At 47.2% G+C, this 21,299-nt stretch carries 24 protein-coding genes and 2 pseudogenes; 23 read left to right on the top strand and 3 right to left on the bottom strand.

Annotation, left to right across the window (positions count from 1 at the left end):
- The first annotated feature begins 13 nt into the window (after positions 1-13).
- From E7747_RS05645 to E7747_RS05600, 10 genes are all read left to right on the top strand, one after another.
- Positions 14-1,834 carry a Na/Pi cotransporter family protein gene (locus tag E7747_RS05645; RefSeq protein ID WP_136414653.1) on the top strand — a complete coding sequence of 607 codons (1,821 nt, stop codon included), beginning with the start codon at positions 14-16 and terminating at the stop codon, positions 1,832-1,834.
- A gap of 97 nt (positions 1,835-1,931) precedes the next feature.
- Positions 1,932-3,134, top strand: coding sequence for a TIGR00341 family protein (locus E7747_RS05640; protein ID WP_136414651.1), 1,203 nt, complete (start codon positions 1,932-1,934; stop codon positions 3,132-3,134).
- Complete coding sequence (locus E7747_RS05635; protein ID WP_136414650.1) at positions 3,080-3,319, top strand: hypothetical protein; 240 nt, start codon at positions 3,080-3,082, stop codon at positions 3,317-3,319. Before E7747_RS05640 ends, E7747_RS05635 begins: the two co-directional genes overlap by 55 nt.
- Positions 3,316-4,644, top strand: a complete 1,329-nt coding sequence (locus tag E7747_RS05630) for a glycosyltransferase (RefSeq protein WP_136414648.1) — start codon at positions 3,316-3,318, stop codon at positions 4,642-4,644. The genes E7747_RS05635 and E7747_RS05630 overlap by 4 nt, the downstream gene beginning before the upstream one ends.
- A 2-nt stretch (positions 4,645-4,646) precedes the next feature.
- The gene (locus E7747_RS05625; protein WP_136414646.1) at positions 4,647-5,660 is read left to right on the top strand and encodes an NAD-dependent epimerase/dehydratase family protein; all 1,014 of its coding nucleotides are present in this window, start codon (positions 4,647-4,649) and stop codon (positions 5,658-5,660) included.
- Entirely contained in the window at positions 5,657-5,929 is a 273-nt protein-coding gene (locus E7747_RS05620; protein ID WP_136414645.1) for a hypothetical protein, read from the top strand. Before E7747_RS05625 ends, E7747_RS05620 begins: the two co-directional genes overlap by 4 nt.
- 43 nt (positions 5,930-5,972) lie before the next feature.
- Entirely contained in the window at positions 5,973-6,395 is a 423-nt protein-coding gene (locus E7747_RS05615) for a type II 3-dehydroquinate dehydratase (protein ID WP_123613740.1), read from the top strand.
- Positions 6,385-7,017 (top strand): O-methyltransferase, encoded by a 633-nt coding sequence (locus tag E7747_RS05610; RefSeq protein ID WP_136414643.1) that lies wholly within the window; start codon positions 6,385-6,387, stop codon positions 7,015-7,017. The genes E7747_RS05615 and E7747_RS05610 overlap by 11 nt, the downstream gene beginning before the upstream one ends.
- 107 nt (positions 7,018-7,124) lie before the next feature.
- A complete protein-coding gene (locus E7747_RS05605; RefSeq protein ID WP_136414641.1) occupies positions 7,125-8,771 on the top strand; it encodes a hypothetical protein in 1,647 nt (548 codons plus the stop codon).
- Between the two features lie 248 nt (positions 8,772-9,019).
- A complete protein-coding gene (locus tag E7747_RS05600) occupies positions 9,020-9,424 on the top strand; it encodes a hypothetical protein (protein ID WP_136414639.1) in 405 nt (134 codons plus the stop codon).
- Between the two features lie 54 nt (positions 9,425-9,478).
- Here the strand turns inward: E7747_RS05600 and E7747_RS05595 are convergent, their stop codons facing one another.
- Positions 9,479-10,705: a transposase gene (locus tag E7747_RS05595; RefSeq protein WP_136414637.1), complete on the bottom strand. Its 1,227-nt coding sequence runs from the start codon at positions 10,703-10,705 to the stop codon at positions 9,479-9,481.
- Positions 10,706-10,814: 109 nt separating this feature from the next.
- Between E7747_RS05595 and E7747_RS05590 the strand changes: the two genes are divergently transcribed.
- The 10 genes and pseudogenes from E7747_RS05590 to E7747_RS05550 all read left to right on the top strand — a co-directional run bounded on the left by E7747_RS05590 (position 10,815) and on the right by E7747_RS05550 (position 16,904).
- Positions 10,815-11,471 carry a BACON domain-containing carbohydrate-binding protein gene (locus tag E7747_RS05590; protein ID WP_168185244.1) on the top strand — a complete coding sequence of 219 codons (657 nt, stop codon included), beginning with the start codon at positions 10,815-10,817 and terminating at the stop codon, positions 11,469-11,471.
- Positions 11,472-11,752: 281 nt separating this feature from the next.
- Positions 11,753-12,175, top strand: coding sequence for a leucine-rich repeat domain-containing protein (locus E7747_RS17460; RefSeq protein WP_394366327.1), 423 nt, complete (start codon positions 11,753-11,755; stop codon positions 12,173-12,175).
- Positions 12,121-12,273 carry a hypothetical protein gene (locus tag E7747_RS16515; RefSeq protein WP_168185243.1) on the top strand — a complete coding sequence of 51 codons (153 nt, stop codon included), beginning with the start codon at positions 12,121-12,123 and terminating at the stop codon, positions 12,271-12,273. The genes E7747_RS17460 and E7747_RS16515 overlap by 55 nt, the downstream gene beginning before the upstream one ends.
- A gap of 70 nt (positions 12,274-12,343) precedes the next feature.
- On the top strand, positions 12,344-13,129 hold the full coding sequence (locus E7747_RS05580) for a BACON domain-containing protein (RefSeq protein ID WP_136414632.1): 786 nt from the start codon (positions 12,344-12,346) through the stop codon (positions 13,127-13,129).
- A 305-nt stretch (positions 13,130-13,434) separates the two neighbouring features.
- Positions 13,435-13,722 (top strand): leucine-rich repeat protein, encoded by a 288-nt coding sequence (locus E7747_RS17455; protein ID WP_136417045.1) that lies wholly within the window; start codon positions 13,435-13,437, stop codon positions 13,720-13,722.
- Positions 13,723-13,907: 185 nt separating this feature from the next.
- Positions 13,908-14,117: a hypothetical protein gene (locus E7747_RS05570; RefSeq protein ID WP_136414630.1), complete on the top strand. Its 210-nt coding sequence runs from the start codon at positions 13,908-13,910 to the stop codon at positions 14,115-14,117.
- Between the two features lie 34 nt (positions 14,118-14,151).
- The gene (locus tag E7747_RS05565) at positions 14,152-14,559 is read left to right on the top strand and encodes a hypothetical protein (protein WP_136414628.1); all 408 of its coding nucleotides are present in this window, start codon (positions 14,152-14,154) and stop codon (positions 14,557-14,559) included.
- A 193-nt stretch (positions 14,560-14,752) separates the two neighbouring features.
- Entirely contained in the window at positions 14,753-15,466 is a 714-nt protein-coding gene (locus E7747_RS05560) for a hypothetical protein (RefSeq protein ID WP_136414627.1), read from the top strand.
- A 141-nt stretch (positions 15,467-15,607) separates the two neighbouring features.
- A complete protein-coding gene (locus E7747_RS05555; protein WP_136414625.1) occupies positions 15,608-15,949 on the top strand; it encodes a hypothetical protein in 342 nt (113 codons plus the stop codon).
- A gap of 96 nt (positions 15,950-16,045) precedes the next feature.
- Positions 16,046-16,904 (top strand): annotated as a pseudogene (locus E7747_RS05550) (OmpA/MotB family protein).
- Positions 16,905-17,120: 216 nt separating this feature from the next.
- Here the strand turns inward: E7747_RS05550 and E7747_RS05545 are convergent.
- Entirely contained in the window at positions 17,121-17,714 is a 594-nt protein-coding gene (locus E7747_RS05545) for a DUF4230 domain-containing protein (protein WP_136414623.1), read from the bottom strand.
- Between the two features lie 41 nt (positions 17,715-17,755).
- Positions 17,756-18,346, bottom strand: coding sequence for a DUF4230 domain-containing protein (locus tag E7747_RS05540; RefSeq protein WP_136414621.1), 591 nt, complete (start codon positions 18,344-18,346; stop codon positions 17,756-17,758).
- 284 nt (positions 18,347-18,630) lie between these two features.
- On the opposite strand from E7747_RS05540, the pseudogene E7747_RS05535 reads away from it, so the two are divergent.
- From E7747_RS05535 to E7747_RS05525, 3 genes and pseudogenes are all read left to right on the top strand, one after another.
- Positions 18,631-19,958, top strand: a pseudogene (locus E7747_RS05535) (DNA polymerase III subunit gamma/tau); the annotation flags it as partial.
- Entirely contained in the window at positions 19,935-20,522 is a 588-nt protein-coding gene (locus tag E7747_RS05530) for a hypothetical protein (protein ID WP_136414617.1), read from the top strand. The pseudogene E7747_RS05535 and the gene E7747_RS05530, both read left to right, overlap by 24 nt.
- A 28-nt stretch (positions 20,523-20,550) precedes the next feature.
- Positions 20,551-21,231: a nitroreductase family protein gene (locus E7747_RS05525; RefSeq protein ID WP_136414616.1), complete on the top strand. Its 681-nt coding sequence runs from the start codon at positions 20,551-20,553 to the stop codon at positions 21,229-21,231.
- The last annotated feature ends 68 nt before the right edge of the window (positions 21,232-21,299 follow it).

Below are 21,299 nucleotides of genomic sequence, written 5' to 3'. Positions count from 1 at the left end.
CATACATTAGAAGATGACTTACAGCTTCCTTGACCTACTTTGCTTACTGGGATCAGTAGCTATGTTCCTTTACGGAATGAAAGTAATGAGTGAAGGCCTACAGAAGGCTGCCGGCGACCGTCTGCGCAACATTCTTTCGGCCATGACCCGAAACCGATTCACCGGCATGCTGACCGGTATAGTCATCACTGCCCTCATCCAGAGTTCGTCGGCATCGACTGTTATGGTCGTAAGCTTCGTGAACGCGGGTCTGATGACTCTTGCACAGTCAATGGCAGTCATCTTCGGTGCCAACGTCGGAACTACATTCACTGCTTGGATCATAGCCCTGTTCGGATTTAAAGTCGACACCTCGGCCTTCATCCTTCCAGTCATCGCATGTGCCGTCCCCCTGCTCTTTGCCAGCGCGAGCCGTAAGAAGTCGATAGGCGAATTCCTCATCGGTTTCGCACTTATGTTTATGGGGCTTGACCTTATCAGCGACTACGTGCCTGATCTGCAGAGCAATCCTGAGATGTTCCAGTTCCTTGAACGCTATGCCTCGATGGGTTTCATATCAGTGCTGCTGTTCGTGCTCGTAGGCGTAGTGCTCACAGCTATCATACAGTCATCGGCAGCCACTTTCGCTATCGTGCTCATTATGTGTACAAAAGGCTGGATTTCATTTGATCTTGCCTGTGCGGTGGTTCTCGGCAGCAATATAGGAACGACAATTACCCCCCTGTTAGCCTCAATGAGCGGAAATGTTGCCGCAAAACGTACGGCTATGGGTCATCTGCTATTCAACATGTTCGGCATCATATGGACCCTTGCCGTCTTTTACCCCTTTGTCCGTCTCAATGTCGACATAACCAAATGGCTGGGACAAGGCGACCCCAACAGCATATTCGGCTTTGTCAATGACCTTGAAGCCAATGACCCGCAGCTCTACAACAGCATTTTTGACAACAGTCTTCCTGCCGGGCATCCCGTCCTTGCCAAAATCGCACAGATGCAGTTCAGTGTATCGTTCGGCCTGTCGATGTTCCATACGATATTCAACCTCATCAATGTGACCATCATGATATGGCTCACAGGCTTCTATGTGAAATTGGTTGAAAAGCTCGTGTCATCCAAACATATGGGCGATGAAGAATTCCAGCTTAAATTTATCTCCGGCGGTCTCATGAGCGCATCCGAACTAAACATCGCACAGGCCGAGAAAGAGATTGTCGTCTATGCCCAGCGCGTACAACGAATGATCGCTATGGCTCAGAACATCGTTCATACACGTCAGGGAGACGATTTTACAAAACAGTTCTCACGTCTTGAAAAATACGAAGAGATCTCAGACCGAATGGAGATAGAGATTGCCAACTATCTTAACCGCTGTTCAGAAGGCCGTCTGTCAAACGAAGGCAAACACCGCATAGCCGCAATGTTGCGCATCGTCAGCGAAATCGAAAGCATAGCCGACTGCTGCTATGGCGTGGCCAAGATACTCATCCGCAAGCAGGAAAGCCATGTAGACTTCAATGAGGAAATATCCCATAACATCGACACCATGTTCATAGCCGTAGAGGCGGCAATGACCAATATGCTGCTGCTCCTGCGCAACTTCGAGACAGCAGACCAGACGGAAATCATAACGTCCTACAATCACGAACGTGAAATCAACAATCTCCGCAACCAGCTCCGTGTGGCCAACGTCGAGAACATCAACGAACACCACTATGAGTATCAGGCCGGCATTTACTATATGGATATTATCGGCTCGCTTGAAAAGGTCGGCGACTATATAATAAATGTAGTCGACGAGGTCAAGGAGCAGTTCAGGCAGAAAGCCGCAGGCTGAAGACATAAGCGTCAGACGAAGTTCCACACCAAACACACAAGATGACTACAACGATTCATAATCATACGAAAATTCTCTCCATTATATACTGCAAGCCATGGCATCGCTTAAAAATTATCTTGTAAGATATTTCTCTATGGCTGACGACCTGCTTCCTCAGGCAGAAGCAGAAGCGACAATCCGCGAAGGAATATCATTCAAAGGCACGAACATGCTCATACTCGTGCTTGCGATTTTTATTGCCTCCCTCGGACTCAACACCAACTCAACAGCCGTCATAATCGGTGCAATGCTCATATCTCCGCTTATGGGACCGATTATCGGCATAGGTCTGGGGATTGGCGTACAGGATTTCGAACTGCTGAAACGATGTCTGCGCAACCTGCTGATGGCCGCAGGATTCAGTATGCTCACATCGACCATCTATTTCCTGATATCACCCGTAAGCGAGGGCCATAGTGAACTCCTCGCACGCACATCACCGACTATCTACGACGTCCTGATCGGATTTTTCGGCGGAGGAGCAGGAATAGTGGCCATAGGCTCAAAATCAAAAGGAAACGTGATTCCGGGCGTAGCTATCGCAACGGCTCTCATGCCACCGCTTTGTACGGCAGGCTACGGTCTCGCCACATTCCAGATGAACTATTTCTTCGGGGCTACATATCTGTTTCTCATCAACTCGATATTCATTGCCCTGTCAACGTTTATCGGAGTAAAGATAATGCACTACAAGCCGGTAGTGGCTGTGAATCCCGAACGTTCACGGCGTGTGCGCCATATTGTCTATACGGTCTCTATCCTCACCCTCCTGCCCTCTCTCTATCTCACCTACAACATGCTCCGCCAGTCGAGATTCTCAATGAACGCCGACAGATTCATTGCCCAGCAGTTCAATTTTCCGGCCACGCAGGTTCTAAACCGAAAAGCAGTGATTGAACATGGTGAAAAAGTCATAACTGTCACTCTTATCGGAAAAATCCTCCCCTCCGACTCCCTTCAGCTCGCCATGAGTTCCCAACTGAAAAACTACGGTCTGGAAGGAACACGCCTGAACATCATACAAGGTGACTCACCCAATCTGTCGGAAATCAAAAACGGGATGCCAACCGTCAAGGACATCTATGAACTTGCCCAGACCTCCATATCCGCCCAGCAGATGACAATTGATTCACTGAAAAGCGTAATCGCAATCAACCAGATCAACGATACGATTGCCGGACGCATAGCCCCGAGGTCAGAGTCGTGTTCCCGCAAGTCGAGGAGCTTGCCGTCACACATACGATATTCAGCAATATAGCGACCGAACGGCTTGACACAATCAACACCGTACTTGTGAAATATAACACTCCACTCCCGCCGGCCAAGGAAAAGGAATTCATAAAATATCTTGAAGCCCGTCTGCAACACAAATCACTACAGCTAATCAACGTAGGAAACCAACTCTCATTCTCGACAACCACGTCACACCAGACAAAAAAATGAATCAGCCTCCAAATACCGAAATCTACAGTCCAGACACACTTCCTAAAAATATCCGTGGGAAAAAAGTAGTGCTTGTCAATCATTCCGACACCCTCGGAGGGGCTGCGATAGTGACATTCAGACTGATGCAGGCTCTGCGTCAGATCGGTGTCGACGCCAGAATGGTTGTCTTTACGAAAACGTCGGAAGAAGAGACCATTTCAGACATATATTCACGCTTCATCCGTAGCATGGCTTTCGTGATGGAACGCCTCTCGATGCTCCCGGCTCTCGGTTTCAAAAAAGAAAATCTGTTTAAGATATCCACTGGTGATTTCGCTCTCAACATACACCACCATCCTTGGGTGAAAGAAGCCGATATCGTTTGCATTAACTGGGTGAATCAGGGTCTGATGAATGTCAAGGGGATACGCAAGCTACATCATATGGGCAAAAAAATCGTGTGGACCATCCATGACATGTGGACAATGACAGGAGTGTGTCATCACGCATACGAATGTGACCGCTATCTTGATGAATGTGGTAATTGCCGGTTTCTTTCAGGCGGAGGACACAAAGATGACATCTCGCATAAATGCTGGGAAAAGAAACTGCAGGTCTATAATGAAGTCCCCATGACATACATTACTGTCAGCAAATGGCTTGAAGACTGCGCCCGACATTCGTCATTACTGAAGGGACGCGACATTCTGACCATCAACAATCCATTTCCAATAGAGCAATTCTATACCACTCCCCCACGGGATCTATACTCACTCATGCCGCCACACAAACCGAACATTCTGCTTTTCGGTGCGGCACGCATTGACGATCCCATAAAAGGACTTGACTATACGATAGATGCCCTTAACCATATATTCGACAACTATCCTGAAATAGCCAACAAGACAGCGGTATATTTCTTCGGAAATATTAAAAAACCACAGGCACTCGACCGTCTGCGATTCTCTCACAGACATTTCGGTCTGGTAAGAGACTTCAAAGTCATCCGCTATCTCTACTCCATCGCCAAAGTGGTGATTTCGACATCGCTCTACGAGACTCTCGGAGGCACTCTCGTCGAAGGTCAGGCCGGAGGCGCGCTGCCGGTGACATTCGGAATCGACGGACGCACTGACATCGTGGAACACATGCGCACAGGTTACATAGCCCGCTACAAAGACCCGATTGATGTGGCAAACGGCATATTATGGGCATTAAAAGCAGATATTTCACGCGAATATCTCCATCAGACTGTGGCCGACCGCTTTGCAGCCCCGATCATCGCGAGCAAATATGCCGATGTTTTTTCAAGAATTCTTAATCAGACATCTCATTTAAATTAAGGATGAAAGTATTAATTGTAGGAGCAGGAGGTTTTATCGGAGGTTTTATCGCACGTGAGGCTCTTTCACGCGGATATGAAACTTGGTGTGCGGTCCGCGAATCGACATCCCGACGTTATCTGACCGATCCGGCGCTCCGGTTCATAACCCTTGACTATGATGACCCCGACAAACTCCGCGACGAGCTTGCCGGAAACCAATGGGATTATATCGTATATAACCTCGGCGCGACAAAATGTGTGAATTTCAGTGATTTCAATCACATAAACTTCACATATCTGCGTAATTTCTGCGAGGCGGTTATCACCAACGGCCAGATTCCGAAAAGATTCATCTACATGTCGTCACTTTCAGCTCTCGGCCCGGGCGACGAGAAAGACTACAGCCCGCTGAACGGCTCTATGATACCTCAGCCAAACACCCGCTACGGGCTTTCCAAAATCAAGGCCGAGACACTTCTGCAGACCCTCCCCTCATCATTCCCTTGGATCATACTGCGCCCGACCGGGGTCTACGGTCCACACGAGCGTGACTATCTGATGATGATCAAAAGCATTGATGCGCATTTCGATTTCGGTGTCGGATTCCGTCGGCAGATGCTCACGTTTATATATGTGGAGGATCTCGCCTGCGCGATATTCGATGCTCTCGAAAAAGCACCGGTCCATCGCAAATACATAATCTCTGAACCCCGGGCATATACTCAAGGAGAATTCCGAAAAATCGTAGCCAAGGAACTCGGGCATAAACTCGTCATTCCTGTACGTCTTCCGCTCTTGGCGCTTAAAATCGCCTGCAAGGTATCTGAAAAATATGGCGCAGCGAAGCTTCAGGCTGTCACTCTCAACTCCGACAAATATAAAATCATGGCTCAGCGCAACTGGAACTGCGACACGACAGATGCAGAACGTGATTTCGGCTTCAAATCCCGGATAGACCTTGCCGAAGGTATAAAACGCACGGTAAGGGCATATCGTAACGAGCTAAAAAACAATAAAAATAAGCATATGATATGAAAACACCCCTATGGATGACTGTGATCATCATCATATTCCTGCTTCCGGTCTTTGCATTTCCAATCCTCCTCGCCAATCTTCCTGCCGGCGACGAAGCCGTGAGACTCTTCGTATGGATCTATCCGTTCTATATGGTTCTGTCGGCATGGCTTGCATGGAACGCCTATCCGCGCAGGTCATATATCAGCTGGATTTTGCTGATACTGATGGGGCTGTCGACGGTGGCGGTGTGGACTCTCGAACTCCATCCGATGGATATTGTCATCTGAATCAAACATATAATACTTAACCAGACTTAAACATCCGACAAAAGTGAAGTTACTTATTATCAACGGCCCGAATCTGAACCTTCTCGGCACACGCGAACCGGAAATCTACGGCTCACGCACATTCGAATCATACCTTCAGGAACTCCGCGAGATGATTGACGGCGATGAAATCGAATATCTCCAGTCAAACCACGAAGGCGACATCATCGACTTCCTCCACAATACCGATGCCGACGGAGTTATCCTGAATGCTGGTGCATATACCCACACATCGCTCGCAATAGCCGATGCGATTTCAGGCATAACGACCCCGGTGATTGAAGTACATATCTCTAATACAGCTTCGCGCGAGACCATACGCCACACATCGCTCATAGCCCCTGTGTGCCGTGGCACTATCACCGGTTTTGGCCTCAACTCTTATTTCCTTGCAGCTCAAGCATTCATAATGGGTCATGTGCGATAATCTCGACGATTACATTCTCAGCCACATAAGCGCCGAACCCGAACACCTGAAGCGCCTCTACCGCCGCACCCATCTGCGCCATCTCTACCCTCGCATGTGTTCGGGTCATCTGCAGGGACGTATGCTTTCGATGCTCTCTTCCATGATAAAGCCTCAACGGATACTGGAGCTTGGCGCTTATACAGGCTATTCGGCTCTATGTCTTGCCGAAGGTCTTGCCAAAGACGGACAGCTCCACACCATCGAAGTCGACGATGAGATGGAAGACGAACTGCTCGAACTCTTCGCCACATCACCCGGAGGCGACCGCATCACTCTCCATATAGGTGATGCCGAGGAGATTATAGCGACAATTGATGAAATATGGGACTTGGTGTATATTGATGCCAACAAACGCCGCTATGTCGAATATCTCGACCTCGTGCTCCCGCGCCTGCGCCGGGGAGGCTTCATCATAGCCGACAATACACTCTGGGACGGCAAGGTGACCGACACCGTCGCCAACCACGACGCACAGACCGTCGCCCTCGACCGCTTCAACACCTACGTGGCTTCCCATCCTGAACTTGAGACCGTAATCATCCCCCTCCGCGACGGCCTCACCCTCATCCGCAGGAAATAGTTCATCCCGCCGCCACACATACCATATACACAATATATTTCATCATCACAGTAGTAATATACGCCATGTCGCTTACGTTTAGTTTGTGGATATTTTACCGAAATCTGATGATGAAACAGCTCCATATCTCGATAATCCTCGTGCTTACCGCCTTGACGCTCCTGACGGCGTGCGGCTCGACCGAAACCGCACGCCAGCTCAAAGAAATCGATGGCTACATGGACGCTCACCCTGACACGCGCCTCGACGACCTGCTGGCCATCGACTCCTCGCTCATCACACGTACCTCTGACCGTATGCTCTACGAAGTCCTACTCACTCAGGCCATCGACAAGGCCCACGGCAGCCTCGCAACACGCGATTCGGTCATGCAGGTGGCCGCCGACTGGTTCACAGGGCGTTCCGACACACGCCACGCCCTCCTTGCAAACTACTTTCTCGGCCGTGTGAAATTCGAGAAAGAAGATTATCCCGAAAGCCTTGTCGCCATGTTCAAAGCCCACGACCTCGCAAAAGAACTCGATGACAAATTCTGGATAGGCATGTCAGCCCGCGGAATTGCAGACGTGTACAATAATCGGTACAACACTGGTGATGGCGTTCATTATTCAGAAATAGAACTTGAAAATCTAAGATTAGCTGGCAGACAGCCTTATATTAACTATGCGATGCTCGATTTAGCTAATACGTATTGTAATAACAGGGATTACGAAAAGACTTATGAAATATGTCGCCAACTGACGGATTCTGCAAATAAATATTCTGACACCTATTTATATAGCGAAGCCCAAAAAACAATAGCCGTAACTTTAATGACAGAGACAAAGTTTGAAAAGTCTATTCCATACATGCAATCGGCTGCTGAAACCGGATTGTTAAGCACCAAAGACTCAGCTTTTTTGGCATTTGCCTTAGGAAAGATTGGCAAAAACAAGGATGCCGTAGCGATTCTAAACAATATAAATAATAAGAATGATGTGAACTACTGGCTCAAATATGAAATCAATGACAACCTTGGCAACACAGACTCCGCCTTTAACTATCTGAAAAAGGAATATGAGAATCTTAATGCCCAATTCAGAGAACGTATCAGTTTAGATTTATCATCCACACTGGCAAATTACTATGAGATGTCAAGGCATTTAAAAGAAGAGAAACTCAAAACTTCACAGATTTTCAATTATCTTCTTGTAACTATAATAGCCCTCATTATCGTCATCGGTGCATTAATCGTCAATCGATATTATAAAGCCTACGAATATAAAATCGAGCGGAATATGGCTATCGCACAGAGTCTGCGTGAGACACTTGCCATAAAAAAATCCGAATATGACATAGCAAAAGTAGAAATCAGAGAAAAAATGCGCGATGAGTTTTCAATTCTCGACGAACTCTGCCAAAAGGTCTACGAAAGCGAGAATCCCACAGCAGCTCGTAAGCGCGTCTCGGCAGCCGTCACTGATTTAATCGAGCAATTGTCGGGCGACAAAAAGAAAATCGAAAATCTGGAAAGGATGGTCGACAGAAACTGCGACAATGTGATTTCTGACTTCAAGACCGATTTTCCAAATTTGAAAAATGCGGACTATAATCTATTCCTATATTCCATATTAGGTTTTTCAATAAACTCTATTTCTTTATTTCTAAAGGAAGAGAAACTAACGAGCGTTTATGAACGAAAACGCCGACTAAAAGATAAAATAAAAAAATTAGAACCTATAAAGCGTGATAAGTATTTAAATGTATTAGGTTAATAACCTGTATTTAAACGCTTTTACTTCTCTTTTGAACTTTTACAAGCAACACACTGATTTTAAACCACTTAGCAATAGTGCGTTTTTAAACACCAAAATTCGAAGTTTACCAAAGGGCTATTCAATTAATAATCAAGATATTATCGCATATGAAAAACCAAGATTTACTAAGGTAAAAATTCTATTTAGAAGCCATAAATAGCATAATTTTGTAGTACAATAATTTACAATAACGTATTAACACAATTATGAAAAAACTGCTATTATTGATTGCTTTTGCGACCTTACTATTTCCGGCAGGGTATGCAAGAGATGACAATAGCCATCAAAGCAAACCCAAAGACATCACTCGTTTGAGTCGTAATTCAAACCATTCAAATCGCCCGAACAAACCGGCAATGTATTATTTACCTTGTATCTATGGCATCGGATATTTAGGTTTTGAACTTCCTGATGAGATTCAATCGCTCCAAATAACCTTAGGGGATGAAATGTTTCCTGTTTGGGAGGGATATGTTAACAAAATAAGCCCTGAAGTAGATATACCACCGATCATAGGCGAAACTCCTATAACCTGTGAAGATGATCGAGGCCGTAAGTATCACGGCATCTTAAATTTCAAAGAATACAAAGACCCATCCTTACATCTATAATTATTCTTAATCTTATGCAATGATTCGGTAAAATTTGAGGTTTTTCAGTCTTGGCTAAGCCGCTAACTGAGCCAACCGATGATTTATTTTCTGAATTATTTTGAGATGCGGAGATTTTCCGCAAGTCGAAATAATTGTTGAGGCGAGATAAGATTCAAACATAAGCCGTTTGAACTGCGCTACCGAAAGATCCGGATAATCCTTCCTTATGACCTCTTTGCAGACATTGAGTGCAGTGAAGGAAAGATTGAATGCGAAGTCAAGCCGGTCTTTGTCGCGTGTCTGTTGCGACTGGAGTCCTGTAAACTGTTTGGCATCGCGTATGCCGAACTCAATCTGAAAGCGGGTGCGGTAGAAACCGATGATCTTTTCAGACCTCATATTGGTGTCTGTAGAGAAGTAAAGAAGAGGCCCTGCGTTTTCAACCGGACAGACCACGATACGGATGTCGCGTTTCAATGCCCTCGAATGTACGACCGCCGTGTGACATCGGTTTTTGTTTCCTTTGGAATCCTCATATATGAATGAAGTGAACACGGACATGTCAAGGTTGGAGAAATCCACTTTCTCTCCATACTTTTTCTTTCTGCCGCGTCTTCGCGGGGCGGAGGAATCCGGTATGGCCAGATACCTCAGATATGAGTTGGCACGTAATCTCCCGACAAATCGAAATCCCATGCCAATCACTTCATTTACAAACTCATATTTGGAGAAAAAGGCATCGGCAACCAGAATATCCGTCAGTGAGAGCAGCTCTGTCGCCTTTGACCTGACAAGTGCCACATACCAGTCAAGCATTGACATTTGTTTCTCGGATTCAAGAGTCCTGAAGTTCGGTGACTGGACAGCACCGAGCATCACGCATGTATGTTTACTCAGACTTATTGCCCCGATCGCCATTATCTCCAGACCGCGTTTGACACGTTGTGCCACCCCTGACCAGAAACGGCCTATGCCATACGTCAGTCTGCCTGCTTTTGAAATGAACGACGGATCGATTGCCGCTGCCATGTCATCGGCCGGCCCAAAACAATCCTGCGCCATACCTATGTTGACTTTCATCCAGTCTACGGATGTCTTGAAATTGGAAGCAAAGGTCTTGGCTGTACGACCGCCATAGCGCGACAGCCGGGTAAAATTGACTTTGCCCGGAATCAACGCTACAGTGCGTATTGTTAAAATCAGCCAGTTGAGGAACCTTTTGCTCATCTTGGTTGTAGTATTTTCAAATACCGACTTACACCGAAAGGTGAAGTCTTTGAGAATCGCCAATACGTTCATATTGTCTAATGTTTTTATAATGAACGCTTTGGCGATTCATTTGTATTTGACAATTCGATATATTAACTTAAGTTTCAACTACTTCTGTAATTTTTACCGAATCATTGTTATGAAGAAACTTTTAATATTCATTTTTTGTTCCCTCATCCTCACAGCCTGTGAAGATGAGCCGGAGGTCGATTTCAATTTTCCGGATGATATTATAAACAAGGGAATCAAATTCGGGCCAAGTTATGATGTCAAGACACTTTATTTCAATGCGCCGAGAAAATCCGAACCGAAAGTCTCAGTCGAAGAAATCACACATACTTATGAAGAATGGCTTTCAACACAATGCTATTACGATGATGGTAAATGGATTCTGCGTATTGCAGTATCAGGAAACGATAAAAATTCAGACCGTAGAGGTTATGTCAATCTGAAAGTCGGCAAAAGCATGACGAAAATAACTGTGATTCAAAAAATCGATAATATCACAATCCAGACCCAGCCACAGATTCTCCCGAATACAGGCGGAGAGTTAAAAATCAGATTCATTTCAGCTGAAAAACCGAAAGTCGCCATCAATTACCCGGCCCAGTCTAACTCTACATGGTGTAGCCTCGGTGAAATCACAGAAGTGGACGAGGATACCTATGAAGTGCCTGTCAGCTATAAGGAAAACACAACGTATGGCCGAATAGCCAAACTATGGATAACTACCGGTCGTGATAACAAGGTTTTACTATCGTCCAGCGTCCGAAACAGTTTGATGAATCAGAGATAATCAAGACCGATCCAAAGGGCGGAAGTCTGCCTATCGCGCTTGGCTATACAGGCGACAAAAGCGGCTTTGAGTTGTCTGACATCAACAATATACATCGCATAAAGCATCTGACCATAGAGGGCGGAATAAACGAATTTGACCTGGATGTGTTGCGTCTGTTTACCAAATATGAAAGATTTCCCGTAACCCTCGACCTTAGCAAAGCGACCTTCCTGAGAAACTACATAAATCCATACGAATCATTCGGCTACACCCCACCAAAAGTAGAGTTTGATGGCCTTATGATGGCCGACAACTACATTCCAAGCCAAATGTTTTATTTTGCCCAAGGACTTGTAAAGTGCATATTGCCCGAAAATACGATTGGTATCGGCAGCAGGGCGTTCTATTCTACATCCTTAACGCGCATAGACATCCCAGCCAGCGTGGTCCAAATAGATGAGCATGCATTCAGGGGAAATTACTCTCTTAAAGAAATAAATATCGATAAATCCTCCCGGCTCGAAGAGCTGAATCTGACAGCCCTATCGACAAGCAAGCCTGTCAAAGCCATCTATCTACCTTCGACCATTACACATGGGAGCCCTAATACCAATTCATTAGTGATAAAAACTAATAAATTATATCTCGACAAAACAGAAATCCCTGAGTGGAGGGTATCCGGAATACGGTCGACACCCTCTATGTCCCTGACGAGAAGCTGATCGAAGTCTTCAAGGCGGATCCTCAATGGGGCAATATCCCGGTTATCCTCGCATGGCCCGAAGACTGGAAATCCACCCCTTGGGGCGGCGATGAATGAGCCGCGTGAAGAAATAACTTAAAGACCAGCCAATTAAACCGCATCAGCAGCACAATAATCACACAAAAATATGAGAAAAATACTCGGAATCATCGCTTTATGCCTGCTATTCGCTGCGTGTAAGGATGACGATGAAAGGACACTGATAAACTTCACAGACAGTTCGGCGGAGCTTGCCGACAGCGGTATTGACTTAGGCTGCGATGCGACCACTGAGGTTCTGAAATTCACCTGCCCGCCAAACCTCACCCCGGTGGCGACAGTGGAGTCGGTGGTAGGTGAACCCGACTGGCTGAAGGCCGAGCTGCAACTGACCAAGCCGGGCGTTGGAGAAGTAACGATAACAGCGGAGGGCAATACGGGCAATGAGCGTTCGGCGACGGTTGTCGTGTCGGCCGGCAAGGAGTCGGTAGGCATTGAGGTGAGACAGGCCGCCTATGACGGAATCACAGTCGACAGGACGGTTTTCAATATCGGACGCGACGGCGGGAAGATTACGGTCAGATGCCGGTCGAACGAGGAACTCAAGAAACCGAATATATACTTTTACGACCACGAAAACCACTATTATCAATGGGCAGTGAGAACAGACTTCCGTAGCCTCGGCGACGGCGATTATGAAATCGAGATCGCGGTGGAGAAAAACGACGGATTCGGGAGGCTGGCATCAATGCTTCTCGAAAACGGCAGCAAGTCAGCCAGAGTGACCCTCATCCAGTCACCGAAACTTTTTGGCGATACAGAAACCGTCAAAATGCCCGACGAAGGGGTATCCTCAACCTCAAGCTGGGCTATACGGCAATCCCGATGGCGAGGCTATGCGCAATATCCGCCGGATAAAGCATCTTGCTATTAATGGTGGCATCAACGACTATGATCTCGACATCATAAGGCTCTACACCGCTGATGCCACTCATCCGGTCATGCTCGACTTCAGCCAGACCAAACTCAATAGCGAGGTGAAAAATCCTTGCGCTTATGAGGTTACGTCCCTCTGCAGAAGGAATGCGACGTGACCATAGCTGTCGACAACTGCATCCCCGACAGAATGTTTGACGGAGCAAAGGGTCTGGCAGGCTGCATGATGTCTGACCGTTTCCTTTCAATTGGCGCAAGAGCCTTCGCCTCTACCCCGATGACGCAGATAGACATTCGGGAACTATAATCAGTATAGGTGACTACGCCTTCAACGGCTGCCGCAATCTTACCAGCATCAACATTGAGAAGTTCGGGCTGCTCGAAGCGCTGGGAGCATCGCCCTTCTCGACAGGCTGTCGCATTGAATCGATCTTCCTGTCGTGGCATCTCAACCGCGTCGCAGACGAGACTTTTCATGATTTCAATGTCGCAAACCTATATGTCGACAAATACGAGCCCCAACATGGAAGTTTGACTCAACTACCAAAATCGACACCCTTTATCTCCCCTATGATCCCAGTAAAGATCTGATAGGAGCCTACAGAGCCGCTCCGTGCTGGGGCGAAATCACCGAAATACGCGAATGGAGCTACGAATGGGAGGAAGCACCATGGTGAAAAGCTAATCACGGCGCAGAAGAATATGACCGGGCGTTTGGCTGTAATACAGATTTTTAGTACTTTTGTCATTAAATCTACAGCCAATTATCTACGTTTATGTCTCACTACTCCTACCTGCACATCGCCCTCAGAGGCGAAATTCAGGGAGCAACACGAACCATATATTCCTATCCTGCCTCGGGCAGTGATATCGACCCGTGCTGGAATTCGACTATGGTCGAGCCCGGCGCAGCTATCAAGCGCTTCCTAAACGCCAGCGAATGCTATATACTCCAGTCATCTCCCTCGGCCATTATTTCTCGCTGATCACACGCAACACCGTCAGCCCGAACGTGGCTACATGATGATTTCGATACTCGTCGAAAACGGCTGCGCACTCACCGGCCGTCAGCTAATGAACGCTTTTTCACAGCTTAAAAAGGTACTCATCGAGGATGAGAATCTATCAGACGAGGCCGTTGACGATGCGCTCTCTCAAGCCGGCATTCCATCCGAGCCGCTGCGCCTCGAAGCGTGGAAATATCACACTCCTGACGAATCAGCACCGTTAGCCGAGGCTGCATATCGTACGTATATCTCACAGCAGGAACTCGAATCGATCTTTTCGTTCCCCTGCCAGCCCGACTATAGCGCCTACCGCTGCATAATAGTAGTGGCGGCCACAACATCGCTCAGACCGGGGGTGAAAATGCCCCGTATAACCGTGGCCATCCGCAAGCTCTACTCGTTGTGTGTCCGGAAGGTGTGAGCGCATCGAGAACACAGGTCTATGACGGTGACCGTCTGGAACTGTCGTTTGCGAAGGAAGGATTTGCCACCTGTAAAGAAAATGTCATTGTAGGACACCTTCGGCCTATACGAAATATGACGGCTCGACGATAATAATCCGTACACCCGCGCAGACAGGCATACGCTTCGAGCGCAGAATCCCGGTGAGAGTCATGTCGGCCAAAGGTAAACAGCTCAACGGCTACACCATCACCCTCAACGGGCGGTCGGTAAACACGATGGAACCATACATTGAGCTTTACGAGAAGGATCTTCAGCCCGGAAGCGAGGTCGAGATTGTGGTCCAGTCCAACAACTACCGTCCACTAAAGCTCAAGACTCCGGCCGAAGAGATGCTCGTAACCGAGCAACTTGAACTTGTGATGCAGCCTGTGGAGCAAGGTGTGACCCTCCGTCTTGACTTCGGTGACGGACGGGTGTTCGAGCAGCAAATTTCAATCGAGAAAAACACCCCTGAATACAATCGTCTGCATTCGGGTAATTTTCACGGCTTCCGCGCCCACCGTCAGGTCACGCAGGACGACAGTGAGGTCTATAACGTTGATGTCCGCATCACCAGCCGACCCGTAGCACCCAACTTCGAATCATCCGACAGCGATACAGGCGAGAAGGAGACAAAAGCTCCGATATTTGAAAAACATATCGGCCGATGCAAAAGCCGAACGACCAAAATCGATGCGACATTGCCGACAGCCATAGACCGGAAGAAGATGACGAGTCTGCCGGCCGGTCGTCAGACACCACAGACAACGATTATCGTTCTCCCGAGCCGGAAAGTGACGAAGACGATGACAACGACCCGACTGAAAAACCGACAGGCAAATCACGCCGCAATCTGTTCATCTGGGGCGGACTGGCTGCCATAGCCGCAGTCATTGCGCTTGTTATTTTCCTTCCACAGTTCACAGGTCCGTCAGATACAGAGGCCGAAAATATTGCCGGAGAGGAACAGTCTGATGACCCCAACCGTCTTATACCGGCCACAATGACTCAGAAGAGGCGAGGATGTGGCCTATCTCAACACTTATCCTGTCTGGGAGGTAGATAAAATGAAAAGCGAGATGGGCAAAAGCCTTATGGCCGCGATTCAGGCAGGCGATATCGATGCAGTGGTCAACAATGACTATTATACCGTGACAGGCCGTGCCACAAACGAGAAAGCGATACTTGTCGCAAACCTTATCTGGCGGGCTAAAGGTTCGTATAGCGACGGAAGCAACCGGCGCATAATGCGTTCGGCTGTCAAAAACGGACAGATCGACCTCAGAACCCTGTCAGACAATCTCGCGAAACGCCGTCCGGCAGAAAAAAGAGAACACCTCTCCCCGCCCCTCCAGATAAGCTTCTGAAGAGAATATTCAGATAAAAATTAAACCTATTGCAACTGGGCAAGTCAAAATAATTATAATCCGATAATCAATTCAACTCACTAACACAAAAAAATTATGAGACTACGTGCATTGACAATCGCAGCAACCGTGGCGCTACTGGCGTTCTCGGGATGTGTCAGCAGCAAAAAGTATGCGGCTCTCCAGACAGAGCACGACTCTCTGAAACGCGATTACAACGCTTCGCAGGTTGAACTCGCCGAAACACGTGCCAACGGCAAGAGTCTTGAAAGCCTTCTCGCTCAGGCAAGAGCCAACAATGAAGAACTGAAACGCAACTATGCCGCGCTTCAGAAATCGCTTGACAACAGTATCAGCCAGAATACTCAGGGAAATGTCAATATCTCCAAGCTTGTCGACGAGATCAATGCCTCCAACCGCTACATCAAGCAGCTCGTACAGGCTAAATCAAAATCCGACTCGCTCAACCTCGCTCTGACCACCAAGCTGACCCGTTCGCTCGATGCCAACGAAATGCAGGAAGTCAACGTGAAGGTGCTCAAAGGGGTGGTCTACATTTCACTTGCCGACAATATGCTCTTCCAGTCAGGAAGCTATGAAGTCAACGAACGTGCGATGGAGACTCTCGGCAAAAATCGCAAAAATCATCAAGGACTATGACGATTATGACGTGCTCGTCGAAGGTAACACCGATCCTGTGCCCATCAACCGCACAAATATCCGCAACAACTGGGATCTCAGTGCATTGCGTGCAAGTTCGATCGTACAGGTACTTCAAAAGGATTTCGACATCAATCCTTCACGCCTGAGCGCCGCCGGAAGAGGCGAATACAATCCTATCGCCGACAATTCCACCGAATTAGGCCGTCAGCGTAACCGCCGTACAGAAATCATCATAACTCCCAAGCTCGACCAGTTCCTTGACCTGATTGACAAAGCTCCTAATCAGGAATAAGCACCACAGCCTTTCTTAGTAAAGGCACAGAATTTCATAGAAAACAAAAATAACAGACTCCCATTTCAAGCCATTTGGTTCGCAGGAATCAATGACTGATAAAATGAGAGTCTGTTATTTTTGTTTTCAATACAATAGTCAAAGCCGTTGTCAGTCAAGCCTTCTACACAGGCAAAAGTCACCCGGACTATTGGAATATAGTTAGCTCTCAGACAATTATCTGTGCCAACCATAGCCGTCAGGCTTCAGGTCAACTACGGTTATATTGCCGTCCATCATGCCAAGCATACGGCTAAGTGTGTTGACAGCAGATTCACGTGCCCGTCTTACGTAGCCTTTCTCATAGAACGACGCTTTATAACTGTCGGCCATGCGCTTCTTTATGGCCGTTTCCTCGTCTGATGTCATCTTGCGCAGACCAAAGAGCGTATTGTCCCACGTATCAATAACTTCGTAGGAATTGGGCGAACTTGACTCATAAACCTCGATTTCTTCGGGAGGAAGAAATATGAACACGGAATCATTCCTTAGCTGATAGTCAAGCTTTTCAAGATCAAAGCGGATATAGCCGTTGATTGTATTTTTGGCAAAAATCCATTTTCCGTTGATTGAATCCTTTATGGGCACATCATCGCGGACTTCCAGCGAACAAAGTTTGACCATTTCCTTTATCTCGGAGAGCTTTGTCTCAGACACAGTCATGTTGGTCGAACCTTCGCCACTGCGCCAGATCAACATCCCTGCACCGACAACGACAAGCACCATAAATATGATGCCTGACAGATGTATACCTATATATTTCTTAATCATAATCAGTTGTGTTAAACTTAAATTAATACGATTAGGTCAGATCAGTTGCGAAAATCTATCTCACAATCATATCCATAGCCGTTAAGAAGAATCGTAAAAAAGCCTCTGGCTTTTGCCTGTGCTTCCTTGACAAGCAACGATCGGTATTCATCATTGTTCTCTACATCTTTCTTCAGAGCAAGGCTCATCTTGTCTTTAAGCATCGCACGTTCCTGCGCGGTTATTTCAGACCGCAGTCCCGTGACGCGGTAGTGTTCTTCCTGCACACCGAGATCGCGGCCGATATACTGCGTCTGTATTGCCGGAAGGGTAAGTTTGATGAATTTACGCTTCTCATCGACCTCAACATCACTCGATTTTAGTTCCGAAAGGTCTATGTAGGCATCAATATAGGTCTGAAAAGAGTAAGCAGCGATGCGGTCGCCGAATTTAATCCCGTTTATGAAGGCATCGACTCCTTTTGCCCCGACATCACTTATCGTACCGACCTTGTTGAGCGACATCTCGGCCAACACAAGTTTCTGTACATCCTGAAGTTCATGGAACACGTTGATTTCCTTCTCCTTCCGGCACGAAATCATCAGCATCGGACCGACAAGCATACATGCGACAAGTCTTAGTGTTTTATACATAGTCAATTATAAATAGAGGTGTTGCGTTTCTTATTAAGTTTCACATATATCCCATGTCAAACTGTCAGATACAAAAATAAGACATAAGTCCGTATATCTGAAATTAACAATACCCGAATGTTCAGGGTTTAATTTATTTTATAAGACATTTACATCGGATAAAGGTTTAAAATTACGATGACAAATATAATCCCCCTCTTGGCAGATTCCAAAAAATTTAACGGCTATTTCTTTTCCAAGCATTGTTTGGAAAACCGGGGAATTGTGTGTAAATTTGTAGGTATATGGAAAATTATATTGTCTCGGCAAGGAAATATCGTCCGTCGACGTTCAATAGCGTTGTCGGGCAGAAGGCTCTCACGGCCACGCTCAAGAATGCAATAGCTACCCATCGACTGGCCCACAGCTATCTGTTTTGCGGGTCACGAGGAGTCGGCAAGACTTCATGCGCACGTATTTTTGCCAAGACAATCAACTGCTCCAACCCTACCGCCGACGGCGAAGCCTGCAACGAGTGTGACAGCTGCCGCGCGTTCAACGAGGGAAGCTCACTCAACATAATAGAACTTGACGCCGCATCAAACAATGGCGTGGATGACATACGCCAGCTCGTCGAGCAGGTGCAAATCCCGCCCTCTCAGGGCACTTACCGTGTGTTTATCGTCGATGAGGTACACATGCTGTCGGCAGCAGCGTTCAACGCCTTCCTGAAGACACTCGAAGAACCTCCATCGTATGTAATCTTCATACTCGCAACCACCGAGAAGCACAAAATCATCCCTACTATCCTGTCACGCTGTCAGATTTATGATTTCAAGCGTATAACCGTAAGGGACATGATCGATCATCTGACCTATGTAGCATCGCAGGAGGGAATGACTGCCGATCCGGCCGCGCTCAACGTAATAGCCCGGAAGGCTGACGGAGCCATGCGCGACGCACTTTCGATCTTCGATCAGGTGGCGGCATCTTCAAGGGGCAATATAACCTATCAGAGTACGATTGAAAATCTTAACGTACTTGACTATAACTACTATAACCGGCTCCTCGACTGCTTCCTTTCAGGAAAAGTGCTCGACACGTGGTTGATTTATAAGGAAATCCGCGACAGAGGATTCGACTCGCACTTTTTCATCAACGGTCTGGCCGACTATATGCGCGACCTTATGGTTGCCCGCGACCCATCAACCATAGTCCTCCTTGAGGCCGACGATGAAGCCCGGAAAGCAATGGCTGCAACTTCAGCAAAGTGTTCTCCAGACTTTATCTACCGAGCCATGAACCTCTGCAACGAAGCAGATCTAAACTACCGCACAGCATCCAACAAACAGTTCCTCATAGAGCTGACACTGGCCAAAATATGCCAATTGTCAAGCCCCTCCCCCGATAACAGTGGCACAGGAGAGGGGCGGTTACAAAAAATACAGCCCGCCACTACTTCACCAGCGACCGCTCAAGCATCGCAACCCCTACTCCCGTTCAAGCTCAAAGCCGCCCGGCCGAACCACAAACCGCTCAGTCAACTCCTCAGTATACAAACAATTACGGAGGAAATAATCAGGCTCAAAACAATACGACGGCTCAACCTGTGCAACAACAAGGGGCAGCCCCCGTCTCATACCCGTCATCACCGACACAACAGCCTCCAATCGTAGCGTCGCCCGCTGCTCCATACGGAGCTCAACAACCACAGGCAGCGGCACCTAAGCGAGCCGTAAAACGTCCTACATCAACTTTCTCAATCAATCCGACGAGAAATGTCGCCCAAACACCCGGACAGGCTCAGGCTACGACATCTGTCCGCGAACCGCGCAACGGACTTTATAACCGTGACCAGCTTAACAAAGCATGGCAGGACTTCATCAAGAGCCGTCCGACCGAACATATCCTTATCAATACGATGCGTGCCTCTTTCCCCGCTCAGATAGAGGGACATACATATAAGATAATGGTCGAGAACGAAATGCAGCTCAATGTCATGGAACAGGCGACACCGTCACTGCTCAGCTTCATGCGCAATGCTCTTGAAAACGACCATTTCAATCTGACCGTAGAGCTTAACAAAGGCTCAGCATCGCCGCACACATGGAGCGAACGTGAAGTGCTCTCACACATGATAGAGAGTATTCCTACTCTTAAAGGATTCATTGACGATCTCGGGCTGACATTGGGTTAAAACACCAGCCTCATTCACATAGTTTTCTATGAATTACGAAGTTATAAAGTCGAGACACTCAGTGCGCTCATATACGAACCAACCACTCCCGACTGAGATTCGCCATGTTCTTACCGCTCTTATCGACGAATGCAATTCAAATTCAGGACTCCACATGCAGCTCGTATGTGACGAACCCAAGGCATTCGGAAGCTCACTGCTTGCCCGTTACGGAAAGTTCAGCAATGTCTGCAACTACATCTGTATGATTGGCAAAAAATGCAGCCAGACAGAAGAGCTGCTTGGATATTACGGTGAGAAGCTCGTGCTTAAAGCTCAGGAATCAGGACTTAATACCTGCTGGGTTGGAATGAGCTTCAGGAAAGGTAAGATCCCGGCAGATATAAGGCATGACGAAAAGCTATATGCAGTTATTGCAATCGGTTACGGAGCAACACAAGGTGTGGCACACAAAATAAAAACTGCGAAACAAATCTGCCCGGAGATAGACTCCGCGCCCGAATGGTTCAGACGTGGAGTCGAATATGCTCTACTTGCTCCGACAGCTGTCAACCAACAGAAATTCCGTTTCAAATGGTCAGGCGAAAATCGGGTCGAAGTAAATTCTTCATGGGGATTTTTCTCTAAAATGGACCTTGGAATCGCCAGACTACATTTCGAACTGGGTGCATATCCCATAAAAGTCGAATGGGTTCAAGACGCGAATTAAATCAATAAGAATCAATAGGGTAGGGCAATAGTCCGTAAATAAGAAGAATTTTATCTACAATAACAGAT

It is taken from the genome of Duncaniella dubosii, assembly GCF_004803915.1.
GTDB classification, from domain to species: domain Bacteria; phylum Bacteroidota; class Bacteroidia; order Bacteroidales; family Muribaculaceae; genus Duncaniella; species Duncaniella dubosii.
The sequence above is the reverse complement of the archived record's forward strand: the minus strand, read 5'-3'. Positions and strand labels throughout refer to the sequence as shown.